The sequence below is a fragment of the Brevundimonas sp. GN22 genome (assembly GCF_054824005.1).
Window position 1 is genome coordinate 71,631 of sequence record NZ_JSYD01000016.1, and the last position, 16,137, is coordinate 87,767.

Here is a 16,137-nt window from a genome sequence, read left to right on the forward strand (position 1 = left end):
GTTCCAGACAAGCGCAATGACTGACGTAGCTGTTTCTCCGCCACCCGAATATTGCCCGCCGTTCGACCGAGCCGCACTGACGGCCTATCTGCAGGACAAAGGCATTGCCTTTGTCACCCACGATCATCCGGCTGTGTTTCGTGTGGAGGAGGGGCTTGAACTCAAGGCCGATATGCCGGGCGTTCACACCAAAAACCTGTTCCTGAAAGACAAGAAGGGCAGGCTTTGGCTGATCTCGGCAGCTCAGGACACGGTTATTGACCTGAAGCGCACCCATAAGGTGATCGGCTCGGACCGTCTGTCTTTCGGAAACGAAAACCTGCTTTGGCGATATCTGGGCGTGCGTCCCGGCTCGGTCACGGCTCTGGGGCTGATCAATGACCCGCAGCAAGAGGTCACATTCATTCTGGATGCCCGGTTGTGGCAGGCTGACATCGTCAACTTCCACCCGTTGGAAAACACGGCCACCACGGCATTTGAACAAGCGGCCTTCAGAGCTTTCCTCGAAAGCCTTAGCCGCTCGCCTTTCGTGGTCGATTTCGAACGGATGGAACGTATCGTCTAACACCTTGGCCTTGAGTCTGGCCGCCATCAGAACCATCTGATGGGTAATTCATTTTACTGTTTCGCGCTTGGGAGCCGAAATCCATGACTTTTGCCGACCCGTCCGCCCCTCCGCCCTCCGATCTGATCAAGGACGGTACGGATGCCAGCTTCATGCAGGACGTGATCGAGGCGTCGAAGTCCCAGCCGGTGATCGTCGATTTCTGGGCAACCTGGTGCGGCCCGTGCCGCACGCTGGGCCCTCTTCTTGAGAAGAGCGTCCGCGCCGCCGCCGGCAAGGTGAAGATGGTCAAGATCGACGTCGACGCCAACCCTGCCTACGCGGGCCAACTGCGCGTCCAGTCAATCCCCACGGTCTATGCCTTCGTCAACGGTCAACCGGTCGACGGCTTCCAAGGTGCCGTCCCGGAAAGCCAGATCAAGGCCTTCATCGACCGCCTGACCGGTGGCTCCAGCGCCAGTGCCGACATCGAGCAACTGTTGTCGCTGGGCGAAGAATCGCTCGGGCTCAACGACATCGGTGGTGCAGCGCAGGCTTTTGCGCAGGTGATGACGGTCGATCCGGAAAACGAGAAGGCGATCGCCGGTCTCGCCCGCGTTTATCTGGCCGACGGTGATACCGAGCAGGCTCTGCAGACCATCAATATGGCACCGGCCGACTCCAAGGAGCCAGCCGTTCAGGCTGTGCGCGCTAAACTGAGCCTCGCGTCGAAATCGACCGGCCCCAGCGCCGAACTGGAAGCCCGCGTCGCAGCCAACCCCGCGGATCTCCAATCCCGCTTTGAACTGGCCCAGTCTCTAGCGGCTTCGGGTGAGTTTAAAGGCGCGGTCGACCAGTTGCTCGCCGTGATCGAAGCGGATCGCGAGTGGAATGATCAGGCCGCCCGCAAGGAATTGCTGACGGTGTTCGAAGCCGCCGGCACCATGAGTGATGTGTCCAAGGACGGTCGTCGCCGTTTGTCTTCGCTTCTGTTCGGTTAGGATCGATAATATGGCTCAGGGATATGTAAGATCGTCGGACCTGCCTCAGGTCATTCCGGTCTTTCCATTACCCGGGGCCATCATCCTGCCCCGCGGGCAACTGCCCCTGAATATATTCGAGCCGCGCTATCTGAACATGATCGATGACGCGATGGCAGGAGAGCGCCTCATCGGCATGATCCAGACGGCAGGTCCGCTGTCCGAACGCCCGCCTTTGGTTCGCGTGGGCTGTGCAGGGCGTATTACCAGTTTCGCTGAAACCTCCGATGGGCGGTATCTGATCACGTTGACCGGCATTTCGCGTTTCCGGATTGCCACAGAGCTTCAGGTCACGACCCCCTATCGTCAGGTGAGGGCCGACTTCGAACCCTATGCGGATGATCTGGAAGGACCGGACGCGTTCGAAGGTCTGGATCGCGAGCGTTTTCTGGATGCGCTTGCCCCCTATCTGGCCGCGAGAGGTCTGGATATCGACTGGGACACGGCCAAGGCCGCACCGGCCGAAGCCCTGATCAATAGCCTGTCTATGGGGCTGCCGTTCGAGCCGGCCGAAAAACAGGCGCTGGTCGAGGCTCCGGATCTGCGCGATCGCTGTGAGGTGCTAACCGCCTTGCTCCAAATCGACGGGGCCGGTGGTGCTTCGGACGAAGATACGCCCCCGCGAGTTCAATAGACCCACATCCCTGTTCCAACTTTGATGCGACACGGCTAGAAACTCACCATGAGCGATGATTTCAACACCCCCGTCACCGTGGACCCGCGTCTGCTGGAAGTCCTGATCTGTCCGGTAACGCGCGGGCGTCTGACCTATGACCGCGAGCGTAACGAGTTGATCTCGGCGGGTGCCAAGCTAGCCTTCCCGATCCGCGAAGGCGTTCCGATCATGCTGGTCGAGGATGCACGCAGCCTAGAAGACTAGGTTGCATGCTTTATGCTTTTCGCACAAAGGGCCGCTAGCGATGCTAGCGGCCCTTTTGCGGTTTGGTCGCTTCGCGCCGCGCTATGCTCGCCCCGCGGGGGCTCGCGGCTTGAGCGCAGGACGCTACGGGCCGAATATTGGGGGCTGTACTTTCGCTAAAGCAGCGAGGGGCCGCGCACCGAGCGGTAGCGGCACGCCCGAGCCGCTTTGCGGCTTGAGGCCCTAAAGAGCCTCACCTCTAAGAAGCCGAGGGAGGTCGCCGGTGGCACCACCGGCTTCGTGCATGAAGGCGCGGCGCATGGGGCCGATGCGGTTGACGATGGCCATGCCGAGGTCGCGCGCGTGGCGCACAGGCGCAATGTCGTTAGAGAACAGTCGCACGAAGCCGTCGAAACCAGCAGCCAGCACCGCATTGTCGAAGCGGCGCCAGCGGGCATAGCGCTCCAGCACCAGTTCCGAGCCAATATCTTCGCCCAAACGAAGAGCATCCGTCAGGACCTCGGCGAGCGCAGCAGCGTCTTTCAGGCCCATATTCAGACCTTGTCCGGCAACAGGGTGAACCCCGTGGGCGGCATCGCCGAGAATGGCCGTGCGCGGCGCAATGAGGTTTTCAGCCAGTTGCAGGCTCAGAGGATAGACAAAGCGGGGGCCCACCACCTCGACGCTGTCGAGAAACTCGCCAAAGCGACGGTACAGGTGAGCCTGGAAAGCTTCATCCGAGCAGGTCTTCAAGGCGTCAGCACGGCGCGTGCTTTCGGTCCAGACCAGCGAAGCGCGCTGTTCCGTTAGCGGCAGGATGGCAAATGGACCATCCGGCAGGAAATATTCGTGGGCGACGTTGCCGTGATCCTTGCCCAGTTTTACCGTGCAGACGACGCCCGACTGGTTATAGGCCCAGCCCAGGGTGTCGATCTTCGCCTCGCGCCGCACGGTGGAGCCGCGCCCTTCGGCCCCCACCACCAGCGGAGCTTTCAAGGTCCGGCCGTCTTTGAGCGTCACCTCGGCATCGCCCGGCTCGACATTGACCGACTGAACGGCTGCGGGGGCGAGGATTTCCACCTCGGCCTTGGGCAGCGCTTCGGCCAGAGCCTGACGGATGCGGCGGTTCTCCAGCATATAACCCAGTGGCTCGCCACCGTTACGATCACCGATTTCGTCGGCGTCAAAACGGATAAATGCAGGCGACGGCGGACGGCTTGAGGCGCTGGGGCGCTGTCCGTCGGTCACCAGAATACGGTCCATGCGGCAGGCATGCGGACGAAGCGAGGCCCCTAGACCCAAGGCGTCCAACATGCGGAAGGTCGAATAGGCAATCGCTGTTGAGCGACCGTCAAACGTGGGTGCCAACTGGTTTTCGAACGGTTGGGGGTCAACCACCACAACCTTCAGTCCACCCTGCGCCGCCGCCAGCGCAAAGGCCGCTCCGGCCAGACCTGCGCCTGCAATGATGATGTCGTAATCAGAACCGCTCATAGGTCTTGTGTCGCGCCAAAGGGGGCAAAGGTCCAGCCCCGCGTAATCAATGGTGAAACAAGGTCACGAATGACCGCTGGTAAATAGGGCGTTAACCCTGTTCCGGCACAAGCAGAGGTTAGTTCTGTGCCGGAGGTGCGCCTCATGACTGCTGCTGTGCTTGTTGACCGGGCGTGGACCACGTTCCGCATCATCTGGGGTGCGCCCTTTGCGGTGCGTGTGCGCGGTGTTGCGCAGGCGGTGATTGCCGCCCTTATCCTTGTGGCGCTGGCCTCATGGAACGCAGCGGATCCCAGCTGGAACACAGCCTCGACGCAGCCGGTCAAGAACTGGCTGGGCGGCGGCGGTGCCGTACTGGCCGACATCCTGATGCAGTCTCTAGGCCTTGGTGCGGCGATTGGCGTATTGCTGGTGGGGGCATTCGGGGTTGGCGTCGCTCTGGGCGATGCTGTTCCGCATCGCCTGCACCCGACCCGTCTGAAGACCTTTGCTGCTGTCATGGGCGTTCTGCTCGCAAGTGGTGCGCTATCGGCTCTGGCCGCGCCTGCGGCTTGGCCCCTGGCCAGCGGCATGGGCGGCCTGTGGGGTGACGGTATTACCGGCCTGCTGGCCAAGGGGCTGACGGCCGTCCACGTGCCCTATGCCAAAATCATTGTGGGTGTGGTGTTCGGCGCCATCGCTCTGTGGTCGCTGGGCTATACGGTCGGGCTGCGCCTTCGCGATCTGACTGATACGGCAGGTTGGGCCGCCGAAAAGGGCGCAAACGTTCGCGTGGCGCGTCCGGCGAAGGGGCCCAAGGTCAAGAATGCCAAGGCCAAGGCCGAACCTGCGCGAGCCGCAGCTGCGCCGCGCAAACCGCGCCATGTCTTGCCTGAACAATATAATGACGCAGAGGTCGTTGTTCCGGCTGCGGCGACCGCTGCTTCGGTTGCCAGCCAACCTGTCGCCCCGACCAGCGCCCCTGCCAGCGCTGCCTATGACGCCGAGGACGAAGGCGACTTCGCCCCCCCGTGGGAAGAGCCCGCTCCGGTCGCCCCGCCCTCGACCAAGGGCGGCTCGCGAGAGGCTGAACCCAAGGTCGCCGCGACCAAGGCACCCAAGCCTGTTGTCGATATCGACCAGCAGACCTTCCGTTTCGAACATGAGGGCGGGTTCGAACTGCCGTCTCTGGGCATCCTGACCAAGCCGACCCAGCGCGGCGGCATGGTCGACGAGGACTCGCTGAAAGCCAACGCCAAGATGCTGGAAGGCGTCCTTCAGGAGTTCGGTGTTCGCGGCACGATTGACCAGATCCGTCCGGGACCGGTGGTTACCCTCTATGAACTGGTGCCTGCACCGGGCGTGAAACACGGCCGCGTCGTGGCTCTGGCCGACGATATCGCCCGTTCCATGTCTGCGCGGGCCTGCCGCATCTCGGTGGTTCAGGGCCGTAATGCTATCGGTATCGAACTGCCGAATGCCAAGCGCGAGACGGTGTTCCTGCGCGACCTGCTCGCGTCCGGCGAATACGACAAGAAATCGCACCTGCTGCCGCTGGCACTGGGCGAGACCATCGGCGGCGAGCCCTATGTCGCCGACCTTGCCCGCATGCCCCACCTGCTGATCGCCGGTACGACGGGTTCGGGTAAGTCGGTCGGCGTCAACGCCATGATCCTGTCGATCCTGTACCGCCATTCGCCTGCCGAATGCCGCTTCATCATGATCGATCCCAAGATGCTGGAACTGTCCGTCTATGACGGCATCCCGCACCTGCTGGCTCCGGTCGTGACCGATCCGAAGAAGGCCGTCGTCGCGCTGAAATGGACTGTGCGCGAGATGGAGGACCGCTATCGCCGCATGTCCAAGCTCGGCGTGCGTAACGTGGCCAGCTATAACGAACGCGCCCGCGAAGCGCAGGAAAAGGGCGAGCATTTCGAACGCACCGTCCAAACCGGCTTCGACGAGCAGGGCCGTCCGGTCTACGAGTCCGAGAAAATCCGCCCCGAACCCATGCCCTACCTCGTCGTCGTCATGGACGAGATGGCCGACCTCATGCTGGTCGCGGGCAAGGAAGTGGAAGGCGCCGTCCAGCGTCTGGCTCAGATGGCCCGCGCTGCCGGTATCCACCTGATCATGGCGACCCAGCGCCCGTCGGTGGACGTCATTACCGGTACCATCAAAGCCAACTTCCCGACCCGTATCTCCTTCCAGGTCACGTCCAAGATCGACAGTCGCACCATTCTAGGCGAGCAGGGCGGCGAGCAACTGCTGGGTCAGGGCGACATGCTCTACATGGCTGGCGGTGGTCGCATCACGCGTCTGCACGGCCCGTTCGTCGGCGATAACGAGGTCGAGGAAGTCTGCAAGCACCTGCGCCTGCAGGCCGAGCCGGACTATCTGGACCTGATCACTGACGAGCCTGATGGCGACGGTGACGGAGGCTATGGCGACGAAGGCGGCGGCGGCTCGGGCGATGACCTGTACGACCGCGCTGTGGCCATCGTCACCCGCGATCGCAAGGCTTCGACCTCCTACGTCCAGCGCCGTCTGCAGATCGGCTATAACCGCGCCGCGACACTGATCGAACGCATGGAACAGGAAGGCGTCGTTACGGCCGCCAACCATGCAGGTAAACGCGAAGTTTTGGCGGGCCCGCCGCCGATTGTCTGATTTTCAGACAATCGGGTATTTGAGGGGTCGGCTACGCCGACGCGCTACGCTCGCTTCGCGGAAGCTCTCTGCTTGAGTGCATCCTTGAGGGGCGCTTTTGGCTGGCTTTGGTTCTTCGAGGAACGGCGTCTGACCTTGCTCGTTTGGTTGACGAGCGTCCGTGAATGAACGGGCATAAATCTACCTGAACACCTCTTCATTCTACCGCCGGAATATGGTCTGCCTTGGGTCATGAGGACGCCAAGCCGACGGGGCAGGGTGGGGGTCTCGATAATCCCGAATGGGAGACTAAGACATGATGCTTTCTCGACGTGCTCTAGGCCTTGGGGCCGCCGCTATGGTTGCTGCATTCGTTGTTGCGCCCGCGACCGCGCAATCGACCCTCTCGGCTGACGATCAGGCTGTCCTGCGTGAAGCCCAGACCTATCTGACCAATCTGACGGGTGCCCAAGGGACCTTCGTCGAAACAGGTCCGAACAACCAGCGCCGCGAAGGCCGCTTCTGGCTGTCCCGTCCGGGCAAGATGCGCTTCGAGTACACCAATCCGGCTGGGCTTCTGGTCGTGGCCGACGGTAACAACGTCAACCGCTACGATCCGCGCCTGAACAGTTTCCGTCAGGTGCCGCTGGCCCAGACCCCGCTGTCGACCTTCCTCGCCCGTAACGTCCGTCTGGACCAAGGCGTGCGGATTGACCGCGTGACTCGCATGTCGTCGGGGGCCTATGCCATCACCGCTCGTGACGCCCGTCGTCCGAACGAGGGTTCGGTGATCCTGTCGTTCGCCGGCGGTCGCCTCCAGGAATGGACCATCTCCGATGCCCAAGGGGCCCGCACTCGTGTTCAGTTGACTTCGCTGCAGCCCGCATCGGGACTGGCCAACAGTCTGTTCCAGTTGCGCGACCCGACCCGTCGTCCGTCGCGGAACTAAAGGGCTCTCATCCAAGGTTTCACGCCCGGGGCACATGTCCCGGGCGTTTCTTTTTGGACGTAGGGGGCCTGCCACTGCTAAAGCGCGGCCATGACCCTTCGCATCGTTACCTGGAATATCAACTCGGTCCGTCTGCGCATCGATCAGGTGTCGCGTTTCGTTTCCGAATACGCGCCCGACGTCTTGTGCCTGCAGGAGATCAAATGCACGGAGGACCAGTTCCCGCGTCAGGCCTTCATCGATATGGGCATGCCGTACCTCAAGGTCGGCGGCCAAAAAGGCTGGCACGGTGTCGCCATCGCCAGCCGGTTTCCGATTGCCGAAGCGCCAGTCCTCGACGTCTGCCGCGAAAAGCACGCGCGCAACGTCGCGGTGATGGTCAAAGGGGTCGAGATCCAGAACTTCTACATTCCGGCGGGCGGCGACATCCCTGATCGCGCGCTGAACCCGAAGTTCGATCACAAGATGGACTTCTATGAGCGTCTGACCGCAGAGGCCGCGCGCCGCGACAAACAGGCTCCGCTGGTTCTCGCAGGCGACTTCAATATCGCACCGGGCGAATATGACGTCTGGAACCACCGTCACATGCTGAAGGTGGTCAGTCATACTCCGATAGAGATCGAGACGCTGTACCGTCTTCAGGATGCAGGCGGCTTCCTCGACGTACTGCGCGACCAGCATCCTGAGCCGATGAAACTCGCCAGTTGGTGGAGCTATCGCGCCAAGGACTTCCGGGTGTCGAATAGAGGCCTGCGGCTTGATCACCTGTGGACCTCGCCGGGCCTAAGTTCAGCCGTGGTGAAGGGTAGCGCCCGTGTTCTGGATACCGTTCGCGAATGGCAGCAGCCTAGCGATCACGCTCCAGTCGTGATGGATCTGGACGTCTGATAAAGCGACGCCCTGACAGCAGGGCTGTCAGGGCGTGAAACCCGTATTGAAGGGCTTCGGGGAGAAGTCGGTTAGCTGCGCGGGCGCGTGACGCGAGACGACAGATTCTCGATCACTTCACGGGCGTTAAAGGCATCGTTGTTGCCTGCCGGTTTAGCGCCGCGGCCCATCTTGATCTCGGCGGTGGCTTCATAGCGGTCGATACGCTGGATATCGACCTCCGGACCCCACGGCGAACCCCACGGGCTCCACATGCCGCGGTTGTAGTAGCGCCAACGCGGACCCCAGAACGGGCGATAGCGGTCGTAATAGAAGGGGTCCGGCTGGGCGACATAACGGGTGTCGCGGTCAGTAGCGCGGTCCACTGTCTGGAACCAGTCGTAGCCCTGCTCGACGGTCAGTTCTGCAGCGCGCAGCAGCAGCGACATCTCGACTTGGTCGCGCGAGGTCACAGAGTTACCTGCGAAGCTGACACGGAAACGGTCCGATTCCAGACGCTGCTCGGAATAGCCGCCGCGCTGGCCGTTATAGCCGGCAGGCTGATAGGGCGTCGCCGTTGCGCAGGCGCCGAGTGCCAGAGCGCCGACCAGAGCCAGAGCAATGGGAGTTCTGCGAAGTATCTTCATGGAAGTCTCTCCTTGGTCCCAGAGAACATTATGCCGTCTGAACGGGGCGTGAACGCCGGTGTTCCAACACTAAAGCTAGGCGCTTCACAAGCGTGCCGCAATCAGGCCCGCTGCCAAAAGCAGCAACACCCCCACAGCAATGTCGAAACCTCGCCGGAAGGAGGGCTTCTGCATCATGCGGGCAATGGCCGCGCCGCCCAGTCCGTAGCAACACATAGCGATGACATCGAAGCCAATCGTCCCTGCACCCAAGAGCATCAGCTGGGGACCGATCGGCCTGTCCAGCGACAGGAAGGGCGGCAGTACGGCCGTGAAAAATAGAATAGCCTTGGGATTGGCGATCTGCACCAGAAACCCGTCCAAAACCGGACTGCGGGTTTTGCTCAGCACGGCCTTGGAAAGACCACCGATGGGCTTGAAGGCCTTGATCAGGGATTTGATGCCTAGCCACGCGACGTATAGCGCTCCGCCGATGGCAATCAGCTTGAATGCGGCCGGGAAAGCTTTGACCAGTGCACCCAGACCAAGGGCGGCGGCCCCAAACCACGTCAGGGTGGCCAGATTCATACCCAGTACCGCCCACAGCGCCGCCAGCTTGCCGCGCTGCATGCCCGTGGCGATGGCAAATACATTGGCCGGTCCGGGCGTAAACGCCATCACGGCCATGGCCCCCAGATAGGTCACATACAGATGCGGGTCGACGGGCAGATTGGACATATCGGCCCTGTGAGCCGTCCATACGTAGCGGTCAAGCCTGCCATCGCCGGATGACAGGCTTTGCTACATTAAGTGATCGTCGATTTTTACTTGGGCTGGCGTGCTACGGCCAATGCACCGTTGCGGACTTGATCCGGCAGGTCACGCAGTAAGGGCAGGAGTTGAGCGCGCGCCGCTTCCAACTGCTGGCGCTCGTCGGGTGTCGCGGCGCTGGCGATGGCTCCATTGAAATAGACGTCGCTGGCCTGAATGAGGGCATCGAAGTCCGGCTGGTAGCGGGTGACGACCTCGTCAATCTTGGCGGTCATGGCGTCAGGATTGCCAGCGTTGGCTGCGATGAGGGCGTCCAATTCCGCCTCCAGTTCCTTCATGCGTGCCTCGAAACGGGTGGTAGCCGCTTCCATTTCCGCTTCTGACGGCGCAACCGCTGCCGGTGCCTCTTGAATCGTCAGCGCATGCGCCGGAGCCGAAAGGGCGAAAAGGGCTACAGAGATAAGAACGCATCGCAGGTACAAGACAAGTCTCCAGAAAACAGCGGAGCCTCGACCCCTGACGGATTTCAAATGATCGTCAGCAAAGTTCAGTTCCCGACATCCGGGATATACTATCGTTATGCAAATGCGAGGTGATCGGGTGTCGGGAGCGATTTTAAAAAGGCTGGGCCTGGCCGGATTAGCGACGACGCTGGGTCTTGGATTGGCATCTGCCGCACCGTCGGTTCCCTATGCCACCTCGGGCAAATGTGCAGGCTATCCCGCTACCCGAGTCGGCATGGTCGCTGACTATTGCATGGGACTGGTTTGGCAGGGCGCGGGCAGTGAGGGGCCTCGTATGCCGCGAGACATCTTCGCTCTGGATGACGGGGACTGGCTGGTCAGTGATCTGGGAGAGTGGACGGCGGGGCGGGGCGCGTTGTGGCGCATGAGCATAGGCCGCGACCGGACTGTCCGCTGGCGACGCCTCTTGTCTGGCCTCTCCATGCCCCACGCCATCGCCAGAGGACCTGACGGGCGCATCTATCTGTCGGAGATGAACCGTATTCTGACGCTGGATGTGGATGGCGCCGATCCGCAGGCCAGTCTGAGGACTGTCATCGGGGGGCTGCCGGACAATAAGCTGCACGACAACCGCCACCCGCTGTCCAGCTTTGTGTTCGATGCCAATGGCGACCTGTTGGTCAATGTCGGTGCCCCTAGTGACCGCTGTCTCGATACGGCAGGTCGCCCGCGTACGACCCCACACGGGGCTTGCGTCGAAGAGGCGGAAACGGGGCAGGTGAGGCGGCACGCCTATCTAGGCAATGGACGCTGGAGTGAAGACAGCACCGTCTTTGCGTCTGGCCTGAGAAACTCGATTGCCTTGGTGCAACATAGCTCCGGCACCATATTACAGGCCGAGAACTCGGTTGATCTTGATGACCCGAACAACCCGTTTGAAGAGGTCAATGTCCTGCGTCAGGGCGGGCACTACGGCTGGCCATATTGTGTGAACATGCAGACCCCCTTGCCGGGGTGGAGCGCGGCGCAGGCTCGGTGTGATCGCCGAGACAAACCGGTGGCGCTCATGCCGCCGCACGCGGCACCGCTGGACCTGATGTATTATTCAGGGGGCATGTTCCCCGAACTGGAGGGCAGGCTGCTTTCGACTTGGCATGGCTATCGTCGCACCGCGGGCCGCATCGTGGCCATAGAGACAGGGGGCGACGGCGTGCCGCTCACCGACACCAACGGCTATTACGCCATCTATCCGCGTGGAGCGCTGCGGTATCCAGCCAATACGCCCAGCGTGCGCGGACGCATTATCACGCCCAACTGGGACCGCGTTTCGGGACAGCACCCGCGCGGGACACCCGTGGCCATGGCGGTGGCACGTGACGGCTCGATATGGGTCACAGATGACAAAAGCCGGGCGATCCTGAGGATCGCCCGGCCCTGATAGTCTAAAGCGTTAGAGGCGTTTAGCCCGCGCGGTTGTCGCGCTTGGCCAGTACGCGCAGACGCAGGGCGTTCAGCTTGATGAAGCCTTCAGCGTCCTTGTGATCGTAGGCCACTGCACCTTCTTCGAAGGTAACCAGCTCTTGGTCGTACAGGCTGTTCGGGCTTTCGCGACCGATGACGGTGACATTGCCCTTGTAGAGTTTGACGCGGACGGTGCCCGAGACCTTCTCTTGCGACTTGTCGATGGCGGCTTGCAGCATCTCGCGCTCCGGCGAGAACCAGAAGCCGTTGTAAACCAGCGAGGCATACTTCGGCATCAGCTCGTCCTTCAGGTGCATGGCACCGCGGTCAAGCGTGATGGATTCGATACCGCGATGTGCGGCCAGCATGATGGTGCCACCCGGGGTCTCGTAGACGCCGCGCGACTTCATGCCGACGAAGCGGTTCTCGACGAGGTCCAGACGGCCGATGCCGTTGTCGTGGCCCAGCTGGTTCAGCTTGGTCAGGATTTCGGCTGGCGACATGGCAACGCCGTCGATGGCAACCGGATCACCCTTTTCATAGGTGATGGTAATGACGGTCGCGACGTCCGGAGCGTCTTCCGGAGCGATGGTGCGCTGGTGGACGAATTCCGGAGCCTCAACGGCCGGATCTTCCAGAACCTTACCTTCCGACGAGGAGTGCAGGAGGTTGGCGTCGACCGAGAACGGGCTCTCGCCGCGCTTGTCCTTCGAGATCGGGATCTGGTGAGCTTCGGCAAAGGCCAGCAGGGCTTCACGCGACTTGAAGTCCCATTCGCGCCACGGTGCGATCACGCGGATGTCCGGAGCCAGGCCGTAGTAGCCCAGTTCGAAGCGAACCTGGTCGTTACCCTTGCCGGTCGCGCCGTGGCAGACGGCGTCGGCGCCCAGCATCTTGGCGATTTCGATCTGGCGCTTGGCGATCAGCGGACGCGCGATCGAGGTGCCCAGCAGGTACTGGCCTTCGTACACGGTGTTGGCGCGGAACATCGGGAAGACGAAGTCGCGAACGAACTCTTCGCGCAGGTCATCGATGAAGATGTTCTCTTCCTTGATGCCGAGCTTCAGAGCCTTTTCCTTGGCCGGAGCCAGTTCTTCGCCCTGACCCAGGTCAGCGGTGAAGGTGATCACTTCGGCACCGTATTCGGTCTGAAGCCACTTCAGAATGATCGAGGTGTCCAGACCGCCCGAATAGGCGAGGACGACCTTTTTAGGAGCAGGGAGGCTCATCGTCGGCAAATCCTTGAAAACAGGGGAGCGCCATTTCAGGCGGTGTTGTCGCGCTTAAAAGACCTAACCCCCCGCGATGCAAGCGTATGTTGGCGCAATGCGGGCAAAAAAGAAGGCACAGCGCCTTGAAACGCTGTGCCTTCATGATCTTGCAGTCGATACGACCTTAGGCGACCAGTGCTTTCAGCTTGTCGACCAGATCGGTCTTCTCCCACGAGAAGCCGCCGTCGACTTCCGGTTCGCGACCGAAGTGACCGTATTTTGCCGTGCGCTCGTAGATCGGCTTGTTCAGACCCAGATGCTCGCGGATCGAGCGCGGGGTCGCGCCACCGATCATGGCCGGCAGTTCCTTTTCAAGGATTTCCGGATCGATCTTGCCGGTGCCGTGCAGATCAACGTGGACCGACTGCGGCTTGGCTACGCCGATGGCGTAGGACAGCTGGATGGTGCAGCGGTCGGCAAGACCGGCAGCAACCACGTTCTTGGCCAGATAGCGGGCAGCATAGGCCGCCGAGCGGTCAACCTTCGTCGGATCCTTGCCCGAGAAGGCACCACCACCGTGCGGAGCAGCGCCGCCGTAGGTGTCGACGATGATCTTGCGGCCGGTCAGACCGGTATCGCCGTCCGGACCACCGATTTCGAAGATGCCGGTCGGGTTGATGTGCCAGACGGTTTCGTTGGTGATGAAGTCAGCCGGCAGGATGCTTTCGACAACCGGACGAACCACGCCTTCGACGTCGTCCTTCTTGCCCACCGCGTGCTGGGTCGAAACGACGATCGAGGTCGCACGGACCGGCTTGCCGTCTTGGTACTGAAGCGTGACCTGAGCTTTGGCGTCCGGCTCGAGGATCGAACCACCGGCGTGACGAACGCCAGCCAGCTTTTTCAGGATGCTGTGCGAATAGGCGAGGGTGGCCGGCATGAGTTCCGGCGTCTCGTTCGAGGCATAGCCGAACATGATGCCTTGGTCGCCAGCGCCTTCGTCCTTGGTGTCGGTCGAGTCTACGCCCACGGCGATGTCTGCCGACTGGCCGTGCAGGTTGTTCTGGAAGGTGAAGTCTTTCCAGTGGAAGCCGTCTTGCTCGTAGCCGATCTCGCGCACGACGCGGCGGACAGTGTCCTCGATCTCTTGCTCGATGTTGCCGACCCAGCCGTTGTTTTCCCAGATGCCCTTGCCGCGGATTTCACCGGCCAGCACCACCAGTTGCGTGGTGGTCAGGGTTTCACAGGCTACGCGGGCTTCGGGGTCTTTAGACAGGAAGAGGTCAACGATGGCGTCCGAGATCTGGTCCGCGACCTTGTCGGGGTGACCTTCGGAGACGCTTTCGGACGTGAACTGGAAAGAAGAACGGGCCACGGGTCGGCTCCTGAATGATGCGATGCATGCAGACATATAAAGATATGCTTATACGTGCAAGTCATTGCCGACCCGTGACTGTCTTTGTCTGACCTTAACCGGCGGGCGGGGTTACGCGACGCCCGTCAGGGTAACGGATGAAACGGCCCTCATCAGGGTCGTGGGTATGGGCCCGCGTTGGCCACGGCCAACGACCATAACCCTCGCTCTGGTACTTCATGACCGTCTCGATCATTTCCTCATTGGTGTTGAGGACGAACGGACCACGCGCCACAACCGGTGCCTCGATGGGCTTGGATTGCAGCAACAGGATACGTACCCGCTGATCGCGATCGTTTCTTATGGTGGTCACCCGCGAGGCATCCAGATTGGCGAGATGGTTCGCCGGCAGCACATTGCCATCAAAATTCGCCTGACCCTCATAGATATAGGCGCGTCGAAGAGCCTCCATGGATGCAGTCGGCAGCGTTATGCTGCCGCCCTTGTCGATATCGATAAGCCAGATCGCCAACTCGTTTTCGGGCTTCGATGCCCAGGAGTCCGTCGGCGGGGCAAGCGGACGCACATCGCCAAACGCACCGGCGATGACAGTCACCTTGGTACCGTCTTTCTCGATGACGGGGATTTCCTCGGCCCAGAACATTTCAAAAGCCGGATTGGCCGACTTGCCCTCGGGAGGCAGGTTCAGCCAGATTTGGAACATCTCCATCGTATTGGGCTTGTCAGTGTTCACCAGCGGGAACATCTCGCCGTGCTCAATACCGCCGCCGGTGGTCAGCCATTGGACGTCGCCCTGCCCATAGCGTGCGCCAACACCAAGGGAGTCGGCATGATCGACATAGCCCTTCAGCACGATGGACACGGTTTCAAAGCCGCGGTGCGGGTGGGCGGGAAAACCCGGAACACGCTCGCCATGGTACATGCGCCAACCTTGCCCTTCCTTGGCGCGGTCCTCGGGCTTGATGCCCAAGCGACCATCACCGGCCGGATAATTATCGACGTGGTGAACGGCGAACAGAAATGGATCCAGCCCTTGCCAAGGGCTTTCCAGCGGTTTGGTGCTGATGACGCTTTGGGTCATGGTTGATCTCCTATGTTGCTTAATAGGTAATCAACACTGTTACCGTTTCAAGGGGCAAAAACGCCCCCGATGCGAAACCGGGGGCGCAGAGCAGATATCCGTCCTTTAGCGTTCCGAGACGACCAGGGTGGCATCGGCTTCGTTCATGCGAACAACCCCGATCCAGACGTCATAGACACCGCTTTGCGGGCTGTTGAACCGATACTCGGCATCCAGGTCACCAAAGCTGTCGTCATCGCAGTACCAACGACCGTCCGGACCATTGATGACCAGAGTGGTGTCCGCCGTCGATACGCTGCGGAAGATCAACGGACGACCGCCAGCCGTGTAGTTTACGCGAAAGTCCGGCGGGGTGCCCACATTCCCCGTGCACGAGCCAGGAAGGCGCGAGGCGTCGTTGGGGCCACCGCCACGGAAGCGGCGTTGAAGCGGATCACCGTTGTCGAACCCGGCGCTTAGCGTGGCTTCGCCAAAGGCGGGATTTCGCGAGGAATCCTGCGCTAGGGCAGGGGCAGCCGTCGCAAGTGCGGCGACGGCAACAATCAGGGTCTTCATCATGGTGCGATCCAGGTAGAGCTCTTGCCGCATCGGCAATCAAAGTTCCGGCCCGATCTCATCATCAGGCCACCCAGCTATCTAACGAAACCCCATCCCTCAGATCAGCACCATGGATATGGGATAAGCATGCGCAACCACGCTCGCTCGCACGCGATAAGATCTGCAATATTTGAGATACAAGTGGTGCCGCTTACGTGACTCGAACACGT

General features: G+C 61.4%; 16 protein-coding genes. 8 read left to right on the plus strand and 8 right to left on the minus strand.

Annotation, left to right across the window (positions count from 1 at the left end):
• Nucleotides 1–16: 16 nt before the first annotated feature.
• From OB03_RS03075 to OB03_RS03090, 4 genes are all read left to right on the plus strand, one after another.
• Nucleotides 17–565, plus strand: a complete 549-nt coding sequence (locus tag OB03_RS03075; protein WP_242912530.1) for a prolyl-tRNA synthetase associated domain-containing protein — start codon at nucleotides 17–19, stop codon at nucleotides 563–565.
• 83 nt (nucleotides 566–648) lie between these two features.
• Nucleotides 649–1,545: a thioredoxin gene (trxA, locus tag OB03_RS03080; protein ID WP_242912529.1), complete on the plus strand. Its 897-nt coding sequence runs from the start codon at nucleotides 649–651 to the stop codon at nucleotides 1,543–1,545.
• Between the two features lie 10 nt (nucleotides 1,546–1,555).
• Nucleotides 1,556–2,218 (plus strand): LON peptidase substrate-binding domain-containing protein, encoded by a 663-nt coding sequence (locus OB03_RS03085; RefSeq protein ID WP_242912528.1) that lies wholly within the window; start codon nucleotides 1,556–1,558, stop codon nucleotides 2,216–2,218.
• A gap of 48 nt (nucleotides 2,219–2,266) precedes the next feature.
• The gene (locus tag OB03_RS03090; protein WP_242912527.1) at nucleotides 2,267–2,464 is read left to right on the plus strand and encodes a Trm112 family protein; all 198 of its coding nucleotides are present in this window, start codon (nucleotides 2,267–2,269) and stop codon (nucleotides 2,462–2,464) included.
• A 222-nt stretch (nucleotides 2,465–2,686) separates the two neighbouring features.
• Here the strand turns inward: OB03_RS03090 and OB03_RS03095 are convergent, their stop codons facing one another.
• Nucleotides 2,687–3,937, minus strand: coding sequence for a UbiH/UbiF/VisC/COQ6 family ubiquinone biosynthesis hydroxylase (locus OB03_RS03095; RefSeq protein ID WP_242912526.1), 1,251 nt, complete (start codon nucleotides 3,935–3,937; stop codon nucleotides 2,687–2,689).
• A 144-nt stretch (nucleotides 3,938–4,081) separates the two neighbouring features.
• On the opposite strand from OB03_RS03095, the gene OB03_RS03100 reads away from it, so the two are divergent.
• The 3 genes from OB03_RS03100 to OB03_RS03110 all read left to right on the plus strand — a co-directional run bounded on the left by OB03_RS03100 (nucleotide 4,082) and on the right by OB03_RS03110 (nucleotide 8,402).
• Nucleotides 4,082–6,586, plus strand: a complete 2,505-nt coding sequence (locus tag OB03_RS03100) for an FtsK/SpoIIIE family DNA translocase (RefSeq protein ID WP_461343196.1) — start codon at nucleotides 4,082–4,084, stop codon at nucleotides 6,584–6,586.
• Nucleotides 6,587–6,881: 295 nt separating this feature from the next.
• A complete protein-coding gene (locus OB03_RS03105; protein WP_242912524.1) occupies nucleotides 6,882–7,514 on the plus strand; it encodes a LolA family protein in 633 nt (210 codons plus the stop codon).
• Nucleotides 7,515–7,604: 90 nt separating this feature from the next.
• Nucleotides 7,605–8,402, plus strand: coding sequence for an exodeoxyribonuclease III (locus tag OB03_RS03110; RefSeq protein ID WP_461343197.1), 798 nt, complete (start codon nucleotides 7,605–7,607; stop codon nucleotides 8,400–8,402).
• A gap of 71 nt (nucleotides 8,403–8,473) precedes the next feature.
• On the opposite strand, the gene OB03_RS03115 is transcribed toward OB03_RS03110, so the two are convergent.
• The 3 genes from OB03_RS03115 to OB03_RS03125 form a co-directional block, all read right to left on the minus strand.
• Complete coding sequence (locus OB03_RS03115; RefSeq protein WP_242912522.1) at nucleotides 8,474–9,028, minus strand: CC0125/CC1285 family lipoprotein; 555 nt, start codon at nucleotides 9,026–9,028, stop codon at nucleotides 8,474–8,476.
• Between the two features lie 84 nt (nucleotides 9,029–9,112).
• A complete protein-coding gene (locus OB03_RS03120) occupies nucleotides 9,113–9,745 on the minus strand; it encodes a LysE family translocator (protein ID WP_461343198.1) in 633 nt (210 codons plus the stop codon).
• 86 nt (nucleotides 9,746–9,831) lie between these two features.
• The gene (locus tag OB03_RS03125; protein ID WP_242912520.1) at nucleotides 9,832–10,260 is read right to left on the minus strand and encodes a hypothetical protein; all 429 of its coding nucleotides are present in this window, start codon (nucleotides 10,258–10,260) and stop codon (nucleotides 9,832–9,834) included.
• Nucleotides 10,261–10,441: 181 nt separating this feature from the next.
• Here OB03_RS03125 and OB03_RS03130 point away from each other — a divergent pair, with 181 nt between their 5' ends.
• Entirely contained in the window at nucleotides 10,442–11,680 is a 1,239-nt protein-coding gene (locus OB03_RS03130; RefSeq protein WP_461343199.1) for a PQQ-dependent sugar dehydrogenase, read from the plus strand.
• Between the two features lie 22 nt (nucleotides 11,681–11,702).
• Here the strand turns inward: OB03_RS03130 and OB03_RS03135 are convergent, their stop codons facing one another.
• From OB03_RS03135 to OB03_RS03150, 4 genes are all read right to left on the minus strand, one after another.
• Entirely contained in the window at nucleotides 11,703–12,932 is a 1,230-nt protein-coding gene (locus OB03_RS03135; protein ID WP_242912518.1) for an argininosuccinate synthase, read from the minus strand.
• Nucleotides 12,933–13,098: 166 nt separating this feature from the next.
• Nucleotides 13,099–14,289 carry a methionine adenosyltransferase gene (metK, locus tag OB03_RS03140; RefSeq protein WP_461343200.1) on the minus strand — a complete coding sequence of 397 codons (1,191 nt, stop codon included), beginning with the start codon at nucleotides 14,287–14,289 and terminating at the stop codon, nucleotides 13,099–13,101.
• Nucleotides 14,290–14,383: 94 nt separating this feature from the next.
• Nucleotides 14,384–15,370, minus strand: coding sequence for a pirin family protein (locus OB03_RS03145; protein ID WP_461343201.1), 987 nt, complete (start codon nucleotides 15,368–15,370; stop codon nucleotides 14,384–14,386).
• A gap of 105 nt (nucleotides 15,371–15,475) precedes the next feature.
• Nucleotides 15,476–15,928, minus strand: a complete 453-nt coding sequence (locus tag OB03_RS03150) for a peptidase S1 (RefSeq protein ID WP_461343202.1) — start codon at nucleotides 15,926–15,928, stop codon at nucleotides 15,476–15,478.
• Nucleotides 15,929–16,137: the final 209 nt, after the last annotated feature.